The 19,191-nt window shown below is 60.8% G+C and carries 18 protein-coding genes; 11 read left to right on the top strand and 7 right to left on the bottom strand.

Features of this window, described 5'->3' with window-relative positions:
• Window positions 1-52: 52 nt before the first annotated feature.
• The 8 genes from BMZ35_RS13560 to BMZ35_RS13595 all read left to right on the top strand — a co-directional run bounded on the left by BMZ35_RS13560 (window position 53) and on the right by BMZ35_RS13595 (window position 7,391).
• Window positions 53-1,552 (top strand): CoA-acylating methylmalonate-semialdehyde dehydrogenase, encoded by a 1,500-nt coding sequence (locus BMZ35_RS13560; RefSeq protein WP_093094476.1) that lies wholly within the window; start codon window positions 53-55, stop codon window positions 1,550-1,552.
• Between the two features lie 76 nt (window positions 1,553-1,628).
• Window positions 1,629-2,054: a hypothetical protein gene (locus BMZ35_RS13565; RefSeq protein WP_093094390.1), complete on the top strand. Its 426-nt coding sequence runs from the start codon at window positions 1,629-1,631 to the stop codon at window positions 2,052-2,054.
• A gap of 99 nt (window positions 2,055-2,153) precedes the next feature.
• Window positions 2,154-3,287 carry a carboxylate-amine ligase gene (locus BMZ35_RS13570; protein WP_093094391.1) on the top strand — a complete coding sequence of 378 codons (1,134 nt, stop codon included), beginning with the start codon at window positions 2,154-2,156 and terminating at the stop codon, window positions 3,285-3,287.
• Between the two features lie 108 nt (window positions 3,288-3,395).
• On the top strand, window positions 3,396-4,541 hold the full coding sequence (locus BMZ35_RS13575; protein WP_093094392.1) for an acyl-CoA dehydrogenase family protein: 1,146 nt from the start codon (window positions 3,396-3,398) through the stop codon (window positions 4,539-4,541).
• Window positions 4,538-5,578 (top strand): enoyl-CoA hydratase/isomerase family protein, encoded by a 1,041-nt coding sequence (locus BMZ35_RS13580; protein ID WP_093094393.1) that lies wholly within the window; start codon window positions 4,538-4,540, stop codon window positions 5,576-5,578. Before BMZ35_RS13575 ends, BMZ35_RS13580 begins: the two co-directional genes overlap by 4 nt.
• 3 nt (window positions 5,579-5,581) lie before the next feature.
• The gene (mmsB, locus tag BMZ35_RS13585; RefSeq protein WP_093094394.1) at window positions 5,582-6,457 is read left to right on the top strand and encodes a 3-hydroxyisobutyrate dehydrogenase; all 876 of its coding nucleotides are present in this window, start codon (window positions 5,582-5,584) and stop codon (window positions 6,455-6,457) included.
• Entirely contained in the window at window positions 6,454-7,128 is a 675-nt protein-coding gene (locus BMZ35_RS13590; protein WP_093094395.1) for a Crp/Fnr family transcriptional regulator, read from the top strand. The genes mmsB and BMZ35_RS13590 overlap by 4 nt, the downstream gene beginning before the upstream one ends.
• Window positions 7,129-7,196: 68 nt before the next feature.
• A complete protein-coding gene (locus BMZ35_RS13595) occupies window positions 7,197-7,391 on the top strand; it encodes a YgaP family membrane protein (RefSeq protein ID WP_093094396.1) in 195 nt (64 codons plus the stop codon).
• Here BMZ35_RS13595 and BMZ35_RS13600 read toward each other — a convergent pair.
• Together BMZ35_RS13600 and uvrA are read right to left on the bottom strand one after the other, a co-directional pair.
• Window positions 7,388-8,260, bottom strand: a complete 873-nt coding sequence (locus tag BMZ35_RS13600; protein WP_093094397.1) for a patatin-like phospholipase family protein — start codon at window positions 8,258-8,260, stop codon at window positions 7,388-7,390. The genes BMZ35_RS13595 and BMZ35_RS13600 overlap by 4 nt on opposite strands.
• Entirely contained in the window at window positions 8,257-11,115 is a 2,859-nt protein-coding gene (gene uvrA / locus BMZ35_RS13605) for an excinuclease ABC subunit UvrA (RefSeq protein ID WP_093094398.1), read from the bottom strand. The genes BMZ35_RS13600 and uvrA overlap by 4 nt, the downstream gene beginning before the upstream one ends.
• Window positions 11,116-11,332: 217 nt before the next feature.
• Here uvrA and BMZ35_RS13610 point away from each other — a divergent pair, with 217 nt between their 5' ends.
• Complete coding sequence (locus BMZ35_RS13610; RefSeq protein WP_165610082.1) at window positions 11,333-13,003, top strand: vWA domain-containing protein; 1,671 nt, start codon at window positions 11,333-11,335, stop codon at window positions 13,001-13,003.
• A gap of 106 nt (window positions 13,004-13,109) precedes the next feature.
• Window positions 13,110-13,466 (top strand): rhodanese-like domain-containing protein, encoded by a 357-nt coding sequence (locus BMZ35_RS13615; protein WP_093094400.1) that lies wholly within the window; start codon window positions 13,110-13,112, stop codon window positions 13,464-13,466.
• A gap of 43 nt (window positions 13,467-13,509) precedes the next feature.
• Here BMZ35_RS13615 and BMZ35_RS13620 read toward each other — a convergent pair whose 3' ends face one another.
• Window positions 13,510-14,070 (bottom strand): class I SAM-dependent methyltransferase, encoded by a 561-nt coding sequence (locus tag BMZ35_RS13620; RefSeq protein ID WP_165610083.1) that lies wholly within the window; start codon window positions 14,068-14,070, stop codon window positions 13,510-13,512.
• A gap of 9 nt (window positions 14,071-14,079) precedes the next feature.
• Window positions 14,080-15,474 (bottom strand): dihydrolipoyl dehydrogenase, encoded by a 1,395-nt coding sequence (gene lpdA / locus BMZ35_RS13625; RefSeq protein ID WP_093094402.1) that lies wholly within the window; start codon window positions 15,472-15,474, stop codon window positions 14,080-14,082.
• Window positions 15,475-15,619: 145 nt separating this feature from the next.
• Here lpdA and BMZ35_RS13630 point away from each other — a divergent pair, with 145 nt between their 5' ends.
• Window positions 15,620-16,069 (top strand): hypothetical protein, encoded by a 450-nt coding sequence (locus tag BMZ35_RS13630; RefSeq protein ID WP_093094403.1) that lies wholly within the window; start codon window positions 15,620-15,622, stop codon window positions 16,067-16,069.
• Here BMZ35_RS13630 and BMZ35_RS13635 read toward each other — a convergent pair whose 3' ends face one another.
• From BMZ35_RS13635 to queA, 3 genes are all read right to left on the bottom strand, one after another.
• Window positions 16,070-16,651 carry a DUF924 family protein gene (locus tag BMZ35_RS13635; protein ID WP_093094404.1) on the bottom strand — a complete coding sequence of 194 codons (582 nt, stop codon included), beginning with the start codon at window positions 16,649-16,651 and terminating at the stop codon, window positions 16,070-16,072.
• A gap of 113 nt (window positions 16,652-16,764) precedes the next feature.
• Window positions 16,765-18,024 carry an MFS transporter gene (locus BMZ35_RS13640; protein WP_093094477.1) on the bottom strand — a complete coding sequence of 420 codons (1,260 nt, stop codon included), beginning with the start codon at window positions 18,022-18,024 and terminating at the stop codon, window positions 16,765-16,767.
• A 111-nt stretch (window positions 18,025-18,135) separates the two neighbouring features.
• Window positions 18,136-19,188: a tRNA preQ1(34) S-adenosylmethionine ribosyltransferase-isomerase QueA gene (queA, locus tag BMZ35_RS13645; RefSeq protein ID WP_093094405.1), complete on the bottom strand. Its 1,053-nt coding sequence runs from the start codon at window positions 19,186-19,188 to the stop codon at window positions 18,136-18,138.
• Between the last annotated feature and the right edge of the window lie 3 nt (window positions 19,189-19,191).

The following is a 19,191-nucleotide window of genomic DNA, read 5'->3' on the forward strand; positions in this document are numbered from 1 at the left end:
TCAGGGGATTTTTGCAAGTCTATTCTCCGGCCAAACCATGATGGAGGATCTCATGCAAGAACTGACCCACTACATCAACGGCGAGCATGTCAAAGGCACGTCGGGGCGTTTCTCGGACGTTTACAACCCGGCCACCGGTGAGGTGCAGGCCAAATGTCCGCTGGCGTCCAAGGAGGAAATGGACCACGCCGTGGCCATCGCAGCCGCCGCCCAACCCGCATGGGCCGCCGTCAACCCGCAGCGCCGCGCACGCGTGCTGATGAAGTTCGTGGACCTGCTGAACCGGGACATGGACAAGCTGGCCGAAGCACTTTCGCGCGAGCACGGCAAGACCTTCCCCGACGCCAAGGGCGACGTACAGCGTGGTCTGGAAGTGGTGGAATACTGCATCGGCGCGCCGCAGATGCTCAAAGGCGAATTCACCGACAGCGCCGGCCCCGGCATCGACATCTACTCGATGCGCCAGGCACTCGGCGTGACCGCGGGTATCACCCCGTTCAACTTCCCCGCCATGATTCCGATGTGGATGTTCGCCCCGGCCATCGCCTGCGGCAACGCCTTCATCCTCAAGCCGTCCGAACGTGACCCCTCCGTGCCGCTGATGCTGGCGGAACTGCTCGAAGAAGCGGGCCTGCCCAAGGGCATCATTCAGGTTGTGAACGGCGACAAGGAAGCTGTGGACGCGATCCTCTACGATCCGATCATTCAGTCGGTGGGCTTTGTTGGCTCGACCCCGATCGCCGAATACATCTATGGCACCGGTTGCGCCCAGGGCAAGCGCGTTCAGTGCTTTGGCGGCGCCAAGAACCACATGATCATCATGCCCGACGCCGACATGGACCAGGCCGCAGACGCCCTTGTGGGTGCAGGCTACGGTGCAGCCGGTGAACGCTGCATGGCGATCTCGGTTGCCGTTCCGGTGGGTGACGAAACCGCCGACCGCCTGATCGAAAAGCTCGTGCCGCGCATCGAAAAGCTGAAAGTTGGCCCCTACACCGCCGGTGATGACGTCGACTACGGTCCGGTCGTGACCGCGGCGGCCAAGGAAAACATCCTCCGCCTCGTTGAATCCGGTGTCGAACAGGGCGCCAAGCTGGTCGTCGATGGCCGTGATTTCTCGCTTCAGGGCTATGAAGACGGCTTCTTTGTCGGTCCGCACCTTTTTGACAACGTGACTCCGGACATGGACATCTACAAGAAAGAGATCTTCGGTCCCGTTCTGTCGACCGTCCGTGCCAAAACCTACGAAGAGGCCATCGGCTATGCCATGGATCACGAGTACGGCAACGGCACCGCGATCTTTACCCGTGACGGCGACGCGGCCCGCGACTTCGCGAACCGTATCAACATCGGCATGGTCGGCATCAACGTTCCGATCCCGGTTCCGCTGGCCTACCACACCTTCGGCGGCTGGAAGAAATCGGCCTTTGGTGACCTGAACCAGCATGGCCCGGACGCGTTCAAGTTCTACACCCGGACCAAGACCATCACCTCGCGCTGGCCCTCGGGCATCAAGGAAGGCGGCGAGTTCAACTTCAAACCGATGGATTGATTCAGAATTCCAAGTGTGACAGAAATTCGGGGGCGGCTGCGGTCGCCCCTTTCACGTAGGACGCCCATTACCCGAAATGCCCGTCAAGTTCAGCGTACTTCCTGATCACAACCTTGTCCTTGTGACCTTTTCCGGCATGGTGACGTTGGCGGAAACGACCGAGACCTTCGACCGCTACAGTTCACATCCTGATGCGCACCCCGGCCAATCGCACCTCGTCGATCTGAGCGCCGTGACAGAATACGAACGGGACTTCACAAAGATCATGGCGCTTCAGGCGCACCAGGTGGATGTCTTCCTTGAAGCGGACGCACCAATCTACCTGATTTTCGTGGCCCCCACCGAGTTGACGCGTACCATGGCCATGGCCGCCGTCCGGTCATGGCAGAACCTGCCTGGTGTGATCCCGCTTGTCCTGACCAGCCTTGATGAAGCACGGGCCGTTCTCTCGCTCGAAGAACGTGATCTCGAACCACGCGGCGAGCCGGCGGCGCAGCGCTGACTCTGATCGCCGGGCAAAATTGCCGCGCCCCCGCCCCGCGCTTGAAAAGAACCCGCATTCCTGCTCAACTTGCCGTGTTTCGACTTGGGAGGACGGCGCATGGCCTTGAAAGAACCCGATTTCACCATCGGCGTCGAAGAAGAATATCTTCTCGTCGACAAGGACTCTCTGGACCTCGCCCCTGCCCCGCAAGAACTGATGGACGCCTGCACCGCCCGGCTGCAGGACCAGGTCGCGCCGGAATATCTCAACTGCCAGATCGAGATCGGGTCGCGTGTTTGCAAGACCGTTGGAGAGGCCCGCGAAGACCTCAAACGCTTGCGCAGCGCCGTCGCCGAGGAAGCCGCGCGGTTCAACCTCGCCCCCATTGCAGCCTCGTGCCATCCCTTCTCCGACTGGCGTGACCAGCACCATACCGACAAGGAGCGTTACAACGTTCTGCGCGACGATCTGGGCGGCGTCGTCCGGCGGATGCTGATCTGCGGTCAGCACGTGCATGTCGGCCTGGACAGCCCTGATCTGCGCATCGACGTCATGAATCAGCTGCGCTATTTCCTGCCACACATGCTTGCACTAAGCTGTTCTTCGCCTTTCTGGCAGGGGCAGGACACCGGGTTGGCCTGCTATCGACTGACCGTGTTCGACAACCTGCCCCGCACGGGCATCCCGCCACAGATGGACAGCTGGTCCACCTATGAACGCTCGGTGCAGGCCATGACAAATGTCGGTGTCATCGAGGACGCCAGCAAGATCTGGTGGGACCTGCGCCCTTCGTCGCGCTTCCCGACCATCGAAAGCCGCATCTGCGATGTCTCGCCGCTTCTGGAAACCACCCTGACCATCGCCTCATTGACGCAGGCCCTGTGCCGGATGCTCTGGCGGCTGGCCACCCACAACCAACGCTGGCGCCTCTACGACCGCTTCCTGATCGAGGAAAACCGCTGGCGGGCACAGCGCTATGGCATTTCCGAAGGGCTGATCGACTGGGGGCGGCGCGAAATCGTTCCCTTCGCGGACCTTCTGAACGAGATTGTCGAACTGGTCGAAGAAGACGCGGCCGCGCTGCAAAGTTTGAGGGAAATCGAAAACGCTCTGGCAATTCTGCAAACCGGAACCAGCGCAGACCGCCAACGTGCCGTCTACGCGGATGCTGTACAGGCGGACTACAGCCATGATCAGGCCCTGCGCGCGGTAGTGAAACACCTGACCGAGGAATTCCACGCAGACCTGTAATTTTGCAAAGCGTTTTGCATTTTTGCGGCCTGACATAATCCTGCAAGGATTGTATTATTAAACACGCGTTCATTTAAGTCGCACGACAAACATGCTTGGAGGAGCCCCATGGACTTTGCACTGACCGAGGAACAGACGCTGATCTTTGACATGGCCAAAGGCTTTGCCGAAGAGCATATCGCCCCCTTTGCAATGGAATGGGAGGCTGCAGGCACCATCCCGAAAGAGCTATGGCCGCAGATTGCCGAGCTGGGTCTTGGCGGGATTTATGTGTCCGAAGAATACGGCGGCTCGGGGCTGTCTCGGCTCGATGCGACGCTGGTCTTCGAAGCGCTCGCCATGTCCTGTCCTGCTGTGGGTTCGTTCCTGTCGATCCACAACATGTGCGGCGGCATGATCGACAAGTTCGGCTCGGAAGAAACCAAGCAGAAATGGCTGCCTGACCTCTGCACCATGTCCAAAGTGTTTTCTTACTGCCTGACCGAGCCCGGCTCCGGCTCGGACGCCGCCGCGCTGAAAACCCGGGCCGAGCGTACCAATGACGGCTATGTCCTCAACGGCACCAAAGCGTTCATCTCGGGCGGCTCCTATTCGGACGCTTATGTCACCATGGTGCGCACCGGCGAAGACGGGCCCAAAGGCATCTCGACCGTGGTCGTCGAAGACGGCGCAGAAGGTCTCTCCTTTGGCGCGCTGGAAAAGAAAATGGGCTGGCTCGCCCAACCGACCGCACAGGTGCAGTTCGACGATTGCAAAGTCCCCGCCGACAACCTGATCGGCGAAGAAGGTAAAGGGTTTGTCTATGCCATGGCCGGTCTTGACGGCGGCCGCCTCAACATCGCCGCCTCCGCCCTTGGCGGCGCACAGGCCGCGCTCAACATGACCCTGCAATACATGTCCGAGCGCAAGGCTTTCGGCAAATCCATCAACCAGTTCCAGGCGCTTCAGTTCAAGCTGGCCGAATACGAAACCAAGCTGCAAAGCGCGCGCATCTTCCTGCGCCAGGCCGCCTGGAAACTCGACAACGGCGCGCATGACGCGTCCAAGTTCTGCGCCATGGCCAAGCTGATGGTCACCGACAACGCGTTCGAAGTTGCCAATGGCTGCCTGCAGCTGCATGGCGGCTATGGCTACCTTGCCGACTATGGCATCGAGAAAATCGTGCGGGATCTGCGCGTGCACCAGATCCTCGAAGGAACCAATGAAATCATGCGCCTGATCGTCTCGCGCCAGCTGATTGCGGACGCGGCATGAGCGACATCAATATCCGCAAGGTCGGCAAGACCGGGCGTATCACCTTCGCCCGCCCCAAGGCGCTCAATGCCATGTCTTACGAGATGTGCATTGCCATCGAGAATGCGCTCGACGCATGGGAAAACGACGACGGGGTCAGGATGATCGTGATCGACGCAGAGGGTGACAAAGCCTTCTGCGCGGGCGGCGACATCGCCGAGCTCTATGACACCGGCACCAAGGGCGATTTTGCCTACGGGCAAAAGTTCTGGGCCGACGAATACCGCATGAACGCCAAGATGTTCACCTTCCCCAAGCCCGTGGCAAGCTTCATGCAGGGCTTCACCATGGGCGGCGGCGTCGGTGTGGGCTGTCATGGCTCGCACCGCGTCGTTGGAAACAGCAGCCAGATCGCCATGCCCGAATGTGGCATCGGCCTCGTGCCGGACGTGGGCGGCTCTTACATCCTCGCCACCGCTCCGGGGCGGCTGGGCGAATATCTCGGCCTGACCGCCGCGCGGCTCAACGCGGGGGATGCGATCCACACCGGGTTTGCCGACTACTACATTCCCGAAGACCAATGGCCCGCGCTCATCGCGCAGCTTGAGGAAACCGGCGACTGGTCGCTGATTGATGATGCCGGAAAATGGAACGCCCCCGGCCCCATTGCCGAACAGGCCGAAGAGATCGACGCCAATTTCGGCGGCGAGACCCTGCGCGACATCCTGAATGCGCTGAACGCCACCGACAGCGATTTTGCCCGCGACACGCTCAAGAAACTGTCACGCAATTCTCCGCTGGCCATGGGCTGCGCGCTCGAGATCATCCACCGCGTCCGCACCCGAAGCGACATCCGCTTCGCGCTCGAACAGGAATACCGCTTTACCTATCGCGCCATGGAACACGGCGATTTCCTCGAAGGCATCCGCGCGCAGATCATCGACAAGGACCGCAACCCGCAATGGAAGCATCAGCTTGACGACATGTCGCAGATCGAGGTGACAAAGATGCTGATGCCGCTCGGGGATGCGAAACTGACATTTGAAAAGGGAGACTAAGCCATGAAGATCGGATTCATCGGACTGGGCAATATGGGTGGCCCCATGGCCGCAAACCTCGCCAAGGCGGGCCATGACGTGACCGGGTTCGACATGGCGGATGTCGCCATTGACGGCGTGACCATGGCCGCCTCGGGCGCCGAGGCCGCAACCGGGGCCGACGTGGTCATCACCATGCTCCCCAACGGCAATATCCTGCGCGCCGTCGCCAACGAAGTGATCCCCGCCATGTCCAAGGGTGCCGCGCTGGTCGATTGCTCGACCGTAGACGTGGACAGCGCCCGTGCCGTAGCGGCTCAGGCGGCCGAGGCCGGCCTTCTCGCCGTCGACGCGCCCGTGTCGGGCGGCATCGGTGGCGCCGCTGGCGGCACGCTCACCTTCATGGCCGGCGGCTCGGCAGAAGCCTTTGCCAAGGCCGAACCGCTGTTTGATATCATGGGTCAAAAGGCCGTGCATTGCGGCGAGTCCGGCGCCGGTCAGGCCGCCAAGATCTGCAACAACATGATCCTCGGCGTCACCATGATCGCCACCTGCGAAGCCTTCGCGCTGGCCGACAAGCTGGGCCTGGACCGTCAAAAGATGTTCGATGTGGTGTCCACCTCCTCGGGTTATTCCTGGACGATGAACGCCTATTGTCCCGCGCCCGGCGTTGGCCCGACCTCGCCTGCGGACAACGATTACAAACCCGGCTTTGCCTCGGAACTGATGCTCAAGGACCTGCGCCTGTCGCAACAGGCCGCCGAAAGCGCGGATGCCGACACGCCCATGGGCAAGATCGCCACTGCGCTCTACGAGCAGTTCGTCGAAAGCGAAGACGGACTTGGGACCGATTTCTCGGCCATGCTGCCGCGCTTTGAGAAGCGCAGCCGCGAGACATGACTTGGGCCGCAGACGCCCCCGGACTTGAGACCCTGTCCGACAGGGATCGCGCCCGGCTGGACCGTCTGCACCCGCTCGACCTGCCAAAAGGCGCCCGGCTGTTTCAGCCGGGCGACGCGATTCAGGGCTATGCCATCGTGCTCTCGGGCCGCGTTGACGTGCGCCTGACCACCGCCGCGGGACGCGAAATTCTGCTTTATTCGGTGGTGCCCGGACAATCCTGCATACAGTCCACGCTGGGCCTCATGGGCGGCGACACGCATTACACCGCCGAAGCCGAAACCACCGGCCCGACGCGCCTCGTTCTGCTGCCCCGTCACGACTATGAAGCGCTCATGGAAGACTCGCCCGCCTTTCGCGACGTTGTGTTCTCCGCCTTTGGATCGCGCATGAGGTCCATGATGGAACTCCTTGAAAAGCTAGCCTTTCAAACCGTTGAATGTCGTCTGGCCGAACACCTTCTACGCCAGTTGCCCGATGGCGAAACCACCCTGCGCAGCACTCAGGCCGAACTGGCCTCGGCGGTGGGCACCGCGCGCGAAGTGGTCTCGCGCAAGCTGGAAAACTGGGCGGCCAAGGGCTGGGTCACAACCGCCCGGGGCAAGGTGACGATCAACGACCCTAACCGCCTGCGCAAAATCGCAGCCGCCGGAGAAGATCCACTTTTGTGACCCCAGTCACATACGCCGCGACTCGGGCGCGCTATCTTGAGCTCAAGACAGCAAAAAGGAGTCTCACCATGTTTACGAAAAATGTCGGTTCCGTTGACCGTATACTGCGCATCGTCATCGGCGCGCTGCTCGTTCTGGGCGCCCTGATGGGCTATGGCGTCTGGATGTGGATCGGGGTTATCCCGCTTGTCACCGGTTTCATGTCGTCCTGCCCGCTCTACTCGATCTTCGGCATGTCGACCTGCCCGCTCAACAAAAACTAGGCGCAGCAGGCCCGCAAAGCGTCTGAATGCACCTCGACAAGGCGGCGGCCCTCGGCAATCGCCTCGTCGGCACGATACAAGTCCAGAACGGACATGTGGTTAAGGTCCGCCTCCAGCGTGAGACTGGGGCTATCCGACGCCGTGCGCACTTTGCGCAGGAACTCGGTCATAATGTCGATCGAGGTCGATACAACATCGAGAATGCCCGGTCCCGGCACCTCGTCATGCTTTAGCAACCCACGCACCGGGTCCGGCAGCCTGCCCACCCAGTCCTTCACGCCAAGCTGTTCATAGATATTGTCTCCAGGTTCCCAGAGAGGTCCGGTTTTTGCATTCGGATTGACCGCCAAAGTTGTCGTCGCACCCAATGCCCGGCAAGCCGACACCGGAACCGGGTTGATCAACCCGCCATCCAGCATCCACCGTCCGTTGATCTCATGCGGGCTGAACAGGCCCGGAATCGAGATCGACGCCCGCACCGCGTCAAACAGTGATCCTTCGCGAAGCCAGACTTCGTGTCCCGTCGCCATATCTGTTGTCACCGCAATAAATGGTCGGTCAAGGTCTTCGATCCGCTCTGGTAAATCGAGGCTCCTCATCATTTCGGCCACAGTGCCGCCTCGCATCAGCCCGCCCCGATCAAAATGCAGGTCAATGAACCCCACCATCCGGGTCAGGGTCAAATCCCGCGCCCAGTCTTCCAGCGCATCCAGCCGCCCGGCAGCCCAGGCCGCGCCGACAAGCGCCCCCATGGAACAGCCTGCAACCACCTCCGGCGCAATGCCCAGATCATCCAGCCCGCGCAGCACACCGATATGGCACCATCCCCGCGCCCCGCCGGATCCAAGCGCCAGGCCCAGGCGGTTCATTCCGCCGCCACCTTGCGCCCGGACAGCATCTCCTTGAGATAGCGTCCGGTATGGCTTCGCACCTCCTCAGAGACCTCTTCGGGCGTGCCCACAGCCACGATCTCACCCCCGCCATCGCCGCCCTCGGGGCCAATGTCGATGATATGATCGGCGGTTTTTACCACGTCGAGATTGTGCTCGATCACCACGACGGTGTTGCCCTGATCGACCAATTCATGCAGCACTTCCAGAAGCTTGCGCACATCTTCGAAATGCAGACCCGTCGTTGGTTCATCCAGGATATACAGCGTGCGCCCCGTCGACCGCTTGGCCAGTTCCTTGGACAGCTTCACCCGCTGCGCCTCGCCGCCCGAAAGGGTGGTCGCCTGCTGGCCGACCTTGATATAGCCCAAGCCCACCCGCGCCAGCGCGTCCATCTTGTCGCGAATGCTGGGTACGGCCTTGAAGAACTCCTGCGCCTCTTCCACGGTCATGTCGAGCACGTCGGCAATCGACTTGCCCTTGAACCGGATTTCCAGCGTTTCGCGGTTGTACCGCGCGCCCTTGCAGGTTTCGCATTCGACATAGACGTCCGGCAGGAAGTGCATCTCGATCTTGATCACCCCGTCGCCCTGACAGGCTTCACAGCGCCCGCCCTTGACGTTGAAGCTGAACCGCCCGGGCTTATAGCCGCGCGCCTTGGCTTCGGGCAGCCCCGCGAACCAGTCCCGGATCGGAGTGAAAGCCCCCGTGTAGGTTGCCGGGTTCGACCGTGGCGTGCGCCCGATCGGGCGCTGGTCGATGTCGATCACCTTGTCGAGATGCTCCAGCCCCTTGATGGTTTCACAAGGCGCCGGCGTCTGGCGCGCACCGTTCAGGCGCATCGAAGCGGTCTTGAACAGGGTTTCAATGGTCAGCGTTGATTTCCCGCCGCCCGAAACCCCGGTCACACAGACAAATTTTCCCAGCGGGAAATGCGCCGTCACGTCTTTAAGGTTATTGCCTGACGCCTTGACAACGCTCACTTTTTTCCCGTTACCTTTGCGCCGGTCGACCGGCACGGCAATCTCTCGTTGCCCCGAAAGATACTGCCCGGTCAGCGACGCGGCATCCGCCGCAATCTCCTCGGGCTTGCCCTTGGACACAACCTGACCGCCATGCACACCGGCACCGGGACCAATGTCGAACACGTAATCCGCCTCGCGAATGGCCTCCTCGTCATGTTCGACGACGATCACGGTATTGCCCTGATCCCGCAGATTCTTGAGCGTCCCCAACAAGCGATCATTGTCGCGCTGGTGCAAGCCAATGGACGGCTCGTCGAGCACGTACAGGACCCCGGTCAGACCAGACCCGATCTGGCTGGCCAAACGGATGCGCTGGCTTTCGCCGCCCGACAGCGTTCCACTTGAACGACTGAGCGTAAGGTATTCCAATCCCACGTTATTCAGGAACCCAAGCCGTTCGCGGATTTCCTTGACGATGGCCCGGGCGATCTCTTGACGCTGGGGGGTCAGATGGTTCGGAACATCCTCGATCCACGCCAATGCCTCGCGGATCGAAAACTGCACCACGTGACCAACATGCTTGTCGGCAATCCGCACCGCCAGCGCCTCTTCCCGCAGGCGGTGTCCGCGACAGGCACCGCAGGGGCGGTTGTTCTGATAGCGTTCAAATTCTTCGCGGATCCAGTTCGAATCCGTCTCGCGATAGCGCCGCTCCATGTTCGGGATCACGCCTTCAAAGACGCGCGTCACTTGGTACACCCGACCGCCTTCGTCATAGCGGAACGGAATTTCCTCTTCCCCCGAGCCATAAAGAAACACATGCTGCACCTTCTTGGGCAGGTCTTTCCACGGCGTATTCTTGTCAAACTGGTAATGCTTGGCGATGGCCTCGATGGTCTGCAGGAAGTAAGGCGACTTGCCCTTGCGCCACGGCGCCAGCGCCCCGTCATACACCTTGAGCGTCTGGTCCGGCACCACCAACCGTTCGTCAAAAAACAGCTCCATCCCCAGCCCGTCACATTCCGGGCAGGCTCCGAAGGGCGCGTTGAATGAAAACAGGCGCGGCTCGATCTCGGGAATGGTAAACCCACTCACCGGACAGGCAAAATTCTCCGAAAACGTGATACGCTCCGGCTCACCCTCTTTTGGTGCAGTCTCCAGAATGGCGATCCCGTCCGCGAGGTCCAGCGCGGTACGCAAACTGTCTGCCAACCGCGTCTCCATCCCCTCGCGCACCACGAGGCGATCCACCACCACGTCGATGTCATGGCGAAACTTCTTGTCCAGCGTCGGCGGCTCGTCCAGCTCATAGAACACACCATCCACCTTGACCCGCTGGAACCCCTGTTTGCGCAGCTCAAGGAATTCCTTGCGGTATTCGCCCTTGCGATCCCGCACGATCGGGGCCAGCAGATACCCACGCGTCCCCTCTTCCAACCCCATGATCCGGTCGACCATGTCCTGCACCTGCTGCGCCTCGATGGGCAGGCCGGTGGCGGGCGAATAGGGCGTCCCCACCCGCGCAAACAACAGGCGCAGGTAGTCGTAAATCTCGGTCACGGTGCCCACGGTCGAACGGGGGTTCTTGGACGTGGTTTTCTGTTCAATCGAGATCGCCGGGCTGAGACCGCTGATATGGTCCACATCCGGCTTTTCCATCATGTCAAGGAACTGGCGCGCATAGGCGGACAGGCTCTCGACATAGCGTCGCTGCCCCTCGGCATAGATCGTATCGAACGCCAGAGACGACTTACCCGAGCCCGAAAGCCCGGTGATCACGACCAGCTGATCCCGCGGAATGTCCACGTCGATGCTCTTGAGGTTATGCTCGCGCGCACCGCGCACTTCGATGTTCTTCAACTCAGCCATAAAAGCCCCCGGTTAACGCTTTAGACATAAGTCAGCACGGCCCCAGTGCCAACCAAAATTCGCGAACATAAAGGGAACAAATAACTCCTGACCCGCAGGTCAGGAACCGCTGACTTGCAGCCCTCTGAAATCGCTTCATAAAGTTACGCAGGAATTTGACCGAGGGATTAAAATGAACCGCATTGCACCACTCGCGCTCGCCGCGAGCCTTCTTCCAATGACAACACTTGCCCAAGACAACCCCGCCGCCATTCTTGTTCTGGACGGGTCCGGCTCGATGTGGGGCCAGATCGACGGGGTGGCCAAGATCACCATTGCCCAGGAGGTCATGGGGGAGTTGATGACCACCCTGCCTGCCGACCTTGATCTTGGCCTGACGGTCTATGGGCACCGCCGCAAGGGCGATTGTTCGGATATCGAAACGCTGGTCCTGCCCGGCCCGGGCACCCGCGCCGCCATCACCAGCGCAGTGAACGGGATCAAACCCAAGGGCAAAACCCCCATGGCCGACGCCGTGGTCGCCGCGGCCAAGGCGCTGCGCCACCATGAAAACGCCGCCACCGTCATCCTTGTTTCGGACGGGATCGAAACCTGCGCCCCCGATGTATGCGCCGTCGCACGCGAGCTTGAGGCGACCGGCGTGGATTTCACCGCCCATGTCGTCGGCTTTGACGTGAAAGACCCCGAGGCCCGCGCCCAGTTTCAATGCATGGCCGAAGCCACGGGGGGCAAATTCCTTTCTGCCGCCAATGCCGATGAGCTTGGCGCCGCGCTGACGCAAGTGGCCGAGATCAAACAGCCCCCCGCGCCCGAGCCAACCCCCGATCCCGAACCTGTCCTGCACTACACCCATTTTGCCGGCAGTCTCGAACCCAATGGCGACGCGCTCAAGTTTCCGGCCCGCTGGGAGATTTTCGACGCTGCCGGAAACCCGGCAGGCACCATCAACGGGGGAATCGGGATGCTCAAACTGGCACAAGGCGACTACACCGCTCGCCTGACCCGCCCCGAAGACGGCGCCAGCGCCGAAACCGCCTTTTTTGTCGGCCCGGGCATGGCGTCGGAAATCTCGTTGCGCTTGCAACCACTGAAGCCCCCGGCAACTCTCATCGCGCCAGATACGGCCGAAACCGGTGCCACTATCGCGGTCACATGGGAGGGGCCAGCAACCGAAAACGACTATCTTGATACCGCGCTCCCCGGCGCCGACGCGGGAACTTATGTGACCTATGAGTACGTGCACAAGGGCAACCCGGTGATGCTACGCATGCCCACCGAGCCCGGCACCTATGACATCCGCTACCTGCAAAGCGTCGGCCCGACCGTGCTTGCGACCAAAACCATCACGCTCAGCGAACGCAGCTTTGGTCTTAACGCGCCCGCCACAGCCGTGATCGGAGAAACCATTAAGGTCGACTGGACCGGCAGCGGTTATGGCGAGGATTACATTACACTGGCCGAACCCAGCAGCGATGGCGCCAGCTATGAAACCTATGAATACGTTTCCAAGGGCAACCCGCTCGAACTGCGCCTGACGCTGTTCCCCGGCGCCTATGAACTGCGCTACATCAACGGTCAAAACAGCTCGATCGCCCACGCGGTCCCGATCACGCTGACCGACAGGGCTGTCACGCTGACCGCGCCCGCTTCGGCCCAGGCCGGCGGCACCATCACCGTGACCCATGACGGCCCCGCCTATGATGACGACTACATCACCTTCGCCCCTCTCGACTCGGGCCCGGACGCCTATGACACTTACGAGTATGTCTACGACAAGACCTCTGTCACCGTGCCCGTGCCGGAAACTCCCGGCCGCTACGCGCTGCGCTATGTTTCCATCTGGGGAGACGCCCGCGCGCTGGCGGAAAACGTCGTTGACGTGAATTGAGGCAGCTGCGCCCGGCCCAACCCGGTCCGGGCGCAAAACTATTGCATTCCACTATTTGAATGTTAACTTGGAGACCAGTAGCATTTCCCAGCGGACAGGGCACCCCATGTTCTTTCTCAGACCAAAACCCACCGGCATGAGCGCGGCGCAGGCCGTTCAAGACGCCCAGAACGGCGCATTGACAGTGATTGACGTGCGCGAGCATTCCGAGGTCGCCGCCAGCGGCAAGGCCAAGGGGGCGCTGCACATCCCTCTGATGCGATTGGCCGACATGGCCGATCCGCGCCACCCTGATTTTCACCCTGATCTCAACGGCGTTTCCACCATTGCGCTTTACTGCGCCAGTGGAGGCCGGTCCCAAAGCGGCGAGATGATCCTGCGTCGGCTGGGCTATGAGGACGTGCACAACATCGGCGGCCTCGGCCACTGGGTTCAGGCTGGCGGCGCCATCGAACGCGCCTAAGGTCGCCCGGGTTCGACCCCGGACCTCTGCTCAGAAGAAGACCTTAACGTTTTCGCGCAAGCGCCCATGATACCATGGGAAAATCCGGATCATTGGAGAGGTCATCCGTGTCCGGATGAAAAGGCGGAGGCCAGGGTTGTTCCAGATTGCGCGCAGCCGCCGCACGGTTGCCCCACTGCTCGGCACGGATGTCTTCTTCGGCAAACCCAGCCTCCAGAAGCAGGTTCTTCAAACCGCGCGCCGACCAGCGCGAACAATCCTGCGGAGCGGCGTGAAACGGAACGAAAAACGGCACCGCCAGCCAGAAATATCCCCCCGGCCGCAACATCTCGAGAACATTGACCAGCCCCATGAAAGGACGGTCCAGATGTTCCCACACCTGATTTGCAAGGATCAGATCGAACTGGCGCACCCGTCCGCGCCCATCAAGGTACGGGCCCGCGCAGATGTCGAATTTGGGATAGCGATAACTGCGATAGCTTCGGTTGGGCAGCCCGCTCCCCCACTTGCCCGAGACCTCGGCAATATCCATGTTTTCGAGGTCAAGCGCACGCAACCAGCCCCGGCTGACCCGGTTCATCACGATCCGGTTCAGACTCCCCACCGCGCCACCTTAGATATGGATGGCGCGCCCAAAGGCATCCAGCACGCTTTCATGCATCATTTCGCTGAGCGTGGGATGCGGGAACACGGTCTCCATCAATTCCGCCTCGGTGGTTTCCAGGGTGCGGCCCACCACGTAGCCCTGGATCATTTCCGTGACCTCCGCACCGACCATATGCGCGCCCAGAAGCTCTCCGGTCTTTGCATCAAACACCGTCTTGACCATGCCTTCGGGCTCGCCCAACGCGATGGCCTTGCCATTGCCGATGAACGGGAACCGACCCACCTTGACCTCGTACCCCAGCTCCTTGGCTTTGGCTTCGGTGTAACCCACGCTGGCGACCTGCGGGTGGCAATAGGTACACCCTGCGATGCTCTCGGGCTTGACCGGATGCGGGCTGCCCCCCGCAATCAGTTCGGCCACCATCACGCCTTCATGGCTCGCCTTGTGCGCCAGCCAGGGCGCGCCCGCGATGTCACCGATTGCGTAAAGGCCCTCGACCCCGGTCCGGCAATAGGCATCCGTCACGACATGGGTCCGGTCGACTTTGACACCCAGCGCCTCAAGTCCCAGCCCCTCGACATTGCCGACGATCCCTACAGCGGAAATCACCGTGTCGAATTCCATCTTCTCGACCTTGCCGCCGACCTCGATATGCGCCGTGACGTTTTCCTTGGCGCGGTCCAGCTGCTTGACCATGGCCTTTTCCATGATCTTCATGCCCTGTTTGACAAATTGCTTTTTGGCAAAAGCACTTATCTCGGCATCTTCAACCGGAAGCACCCGATCCATTACCTCGACAACCGTCGTATCTGCCCCGAGTGTGTTGTAGAAACTGGCAAACTCGATCCCGATCGCGCCCGAACCGATCACCAACAACTTCTTGGGCATATGCGGTGGCACAAGTGCGTGTTTATAGGTCCAGACCCGCACGCCATCGGCTTCCAACCCCGGCAATTCCCGCGCCCGCGCGCCCGTTGCCAGAACGATGTGCTTGGCCGTCAGCTCTTCTGCGCCCTTGTCGGTCTTGACGCTGACCTTGCCTTTTGCGGGCAACGTCGCCTCGCCCATGAACACCGTGACCTTGTTCTTCTTCATAAGGTGGCCAATGCCGGAGTTGAGCTGCTTTGCCACCCCGCGCGACCGATTGACCACCGCGTCGAGATCATAGCCGATCTTCTCGGCCTTGAGTCCGAACTCCCCGGCCCGTTCCATCAGGTGGAACACCTCCGAACTGCGCAGCAAAGCCTTGGTTGGAATGCACCCCCAGTTCAGGCAAATCCCCCCCATGTGTTCACGCTCGACAATCGCCACCTTGAGACCAAGCTGCGCGCCCCGGATCGCGGCGACATAGCCCCCCGGTCCCGCCCCGATTACAATCATGTCAAAGCTTTGCGACGCCATGTTGGCCCTCCTCACGTGCAAGTCCACAATTGAGCCTAGTTCAACTCCGCGCCTCCCGCAACGCGCCTTCGTGCAGGGTTTTCATTGCATGCGTCGTGGTGTTTTATGCGGACTGCCACCCTTGAACAATAATCGGAGCGCCCTCATGAAAACCCTCAAGGATCTACTTGTGGCGATGATCAACGCGACGTTGATTCTCGTCGCGCTCTGTCTGTTCCTGCTTTGGCAACTGTCGGGAACCGCCAAGGACATCGCCGGACAATTTTCCGAGAACCTGCACATTGTCAAACCCTTGGAAGGCGAAGCTCAGGCCCTTCGCGCTGAGGTTGCGGGCCTGCGCACCGATCTGGGGGCATTGGCGCAGGCAAGCGGGGATCGCTCGCAGGAGCTGCGCCGGGATGTAGAGGCGCGCCTTGCTCTGCTTGATGGGAAACTCGACAATCTGCAAACCTCCCTGACCCGGATCGCGGTTACCCCGGACCGGTTGATGACCGTCGCGATTGATGAAACCGCAGACCGCATGATCAACGGCCTCCAAGCCCTGCGCGGTTGCACCGCGCCGGACGACAAGGCCGCCGTGTCACCGGAAAGTTGATCAGGCGCTCGCAGCCTGCAATTCGCGTACCGTCTCACCATAGCCGCCCGAAGCCACATAGGCCCGCTCGGGCGACGTGGAGATGCGCTCAAGCGCCTCGTTCCGATAGGGAAACCGGCCAAACTTGCGGATCACTTCCCGATGCGCCCGTGCATGCAATAGGTTGCTGGCCCCGGTTTCGGGCATCCGCTCAAGGAACATGCGGATGCACCGCTCTTGATCGCACAGGTTCTCTGAGTGCATCAACGGCATGTAAAAGAACTGCCGCGCCGGTTCATCGATCTTGAGATCCCATTTCTTGTCTATCGCGATCTTGGCTGCCGCCATCGCCTGGCGATCCGATCCAAAGGCCTTGTGAGACCCCCGGAACATGTTGCGCGAAAACTGATCGTTCAGAATGATATAGGCCAACGTTCCGCTGGGATATGTCAGCCAATGCGCAAAACTACCCTCCTGAGCGCGATCCCAGGTGGCTTCGAATCTGTCACGTATTTTCTGGTCAAGCGCGTCGGAGACTTCGTACCACCCGGCCGGACCCACCTCGTCCAGCCAGAACTCAAGTATTTCTTCGGGACCCACCATCGCCCCAACTCCTTGTATTTTTTGCGCCCCCCCCCCCGAGGGTGTTAGTAAAAAGGCTACACTGAAAATAACTTATGCGAACAGTAACAATTTACAACAAAAGGTCACACAAGTCACTGTTGCTGCGCCACTTCTTCCTGAATCGTCTCGATCGCATACTCCTGCGCCGCCTCGACAGCCACTGGTGACGCCGAAGGCATTACGGGGGTATAGCTGGCAGTATCTTCCACCGACGGGGCCGCCCGACGCGTGGCACGATAGGCTGCATATCCGCCGGTCGCAGCCATCAGAATTGCCAGGAACACAAAGAAGCCCGACGGACCCGTCGCCTCCATCATCCACCCTGTCACCAGCGGCCCGGCAATTGCGCCCACACCGTTGACGAACACCAACCCACCCGAGGCCGCCGCCATGTCCTCGGTCTCCAGAAAGTCGTTCGCATGGGCAATCAGCAGCGAATAAAGCGGGTTCGATGTGCCCCCGACAAGCGCAGCGGCCACAAGCAGCATCAAGTAGTTGTCCATGAACAGCCAGCCAAGAACGGCACCGAAACCTCCGGCAAATGCCACCATCATGATCAGAACACGCCTGTCCATCCGGTCGGAAAGCCAGCCAAGAGGGAATTGGAACAGGGTCGCTCCGATGTAAAACGCCGCCACGAAGATCGACAGCTCCCTAAGGCTCAGCCCGATGCGCGTCGCAAAAACCGCAGACATGCCGAACTGGGCTGCGAAAATCCCTCCCAACAGCGTCATGCCAACGACACCCAGCGGTGAAATCTTGAACAACTCGCCAAGACTCATCGGCTTGGTCGTGTCAAATGCAGGCGTGGGCGAGATCGACAACAGGATCGGCGCAAACGAAATCGAAACCAGTACCGAGGGAATGACAAAAAGAACATATCCGGACGGATCCGCCACCAGCAAAAGCCCCTGTGCGGACACGATACCGATCATCATCACAATCATATACAGCGACAAGGCCTTGCCGCGGTTCTCGTTGGTGGCTGCGTTATTGAGCCAGCTTTCCGCCGTCACATACACACCCGAGAAACAGAACCCGATCACGACACGCCCCAGAACCCAGGCCCATGGCTCGACCAGCGTCGGGTAAAGGATCATCACGGCGGAAATGAACGACGCCAGCGCCGCAAAGACCCGCACATGCCCGACACGCCGGATCATATCCGGCGCGACCCATGATCCGCCGAGAAAGCCGACAAAATACGCCGACATCACAAAGGACATCTCGTAAGTCGAAAACCCTTCCAGCTCGCCGCGAATACCCAGCAGCGTGCCCTGCATCCCGTTACCCACCATCAGGAGCATCATCCCGAGAAGCAGAGCCCATGCGCTTTTTAGAAACTGAAACATGATGAAACCTTCGCACGTTTGTCGTTGGATGCAAAACCGATAGCCCCGCGACATGACCATGACCGACACCAGATGTCGGTTTTACGTCTCAAGGCTTTGAAAATCAGACAATTACCCGGATGGCAGCAATAGCGACGCATCCCCATAGGAGAAAAACCGGTACTCGGAACGCACGGCATGGTCATAGATCCGGCGAATCCGCTCCGCCCCCATCAACGCCGACACAAGCATCATCAGCGTGGATTTTGGCAGGTGGAAATTGGTCATGAGCGCGTCGGCAACGTGAAAATCAAAGCCGGGATAAATGAAGATGTCCGTTGGACCTTCCCATGGCGCGATCACACCGCTGCGAGCCGCGCTTTCAATCAGGCGCAGAGCCGTCGTGCCCACCGGGATCACGCGCCCGCCCGCCGCTTTGGTCGCGGCAATCTCGGCCGCCGCTTCCGGCGTCACCCGCCCCCATTCGGCGTGCATCTTGTGGTCCTTGACGTTCTCGACCTTGACCGGAAGGAACGTCCCCGCCCCGACATGCAGCGTCACGTGGGTGAACTGCACCCCCTTTGCCTCCAGCGTGGCCAGCAACGGTGCATCGAAATGCAGCGAGGCGGTTGGTGCCGCCACGGCGCCCGAATGCCTGGCCCAGACCGTCTGGTAATCCGTCTTGTCACGCTCGTCAGCGGCACGCTTGGCCGCGATATAGGGAGGCAAGGGCATCGACCCGGCCTCGGCCAGCGCGGCGTCAAAATCCTCGCCTGCAAGATCAAAGCCCAGAATCCCCTGCCCGTCTTCCTTGGCCTCCAGCGTCGCGGTCAGCCCGGCGGCGAAAACAATCCGCTCACCCTCTCGGATTTTCTTGAGCGGCTTGACCAATGCGGCCCAGTGTCCGCCCGCGCGCGGCTCAAGCAGGGTCACTTCGATCCGCGCCTGTGTCGGGCCATCCGGCCCCACGCGCTCGCGATAGCCCGAAAGGCGCGCCGGGATCACCTTGGTATCATTGAGCACCAGCCGATCGCCGGGGCGCAGCCAGTCCACAAGGTCAGTCACCCGCGCATCGGTTATCCGGTCCCGCTCGGCCACCAAAAGCCGCGCCGAGCTGCGCGGTTCTGCGGGCCGGGTCGCAATCAGCGTCTCGGGCAGGTCGAAGTCGAAATCGGAAAGCTGCATGGT

The sequence above is a fragment of the Shimia aestuarii genome (genome assembly GCF_900114635.1).
GTDB lineage: Bacteria > Pseudomonadota > Alphaproteobacteria > Rhodobacterales > Rhodobacteraceae > Shimia > Shimia aestuarii.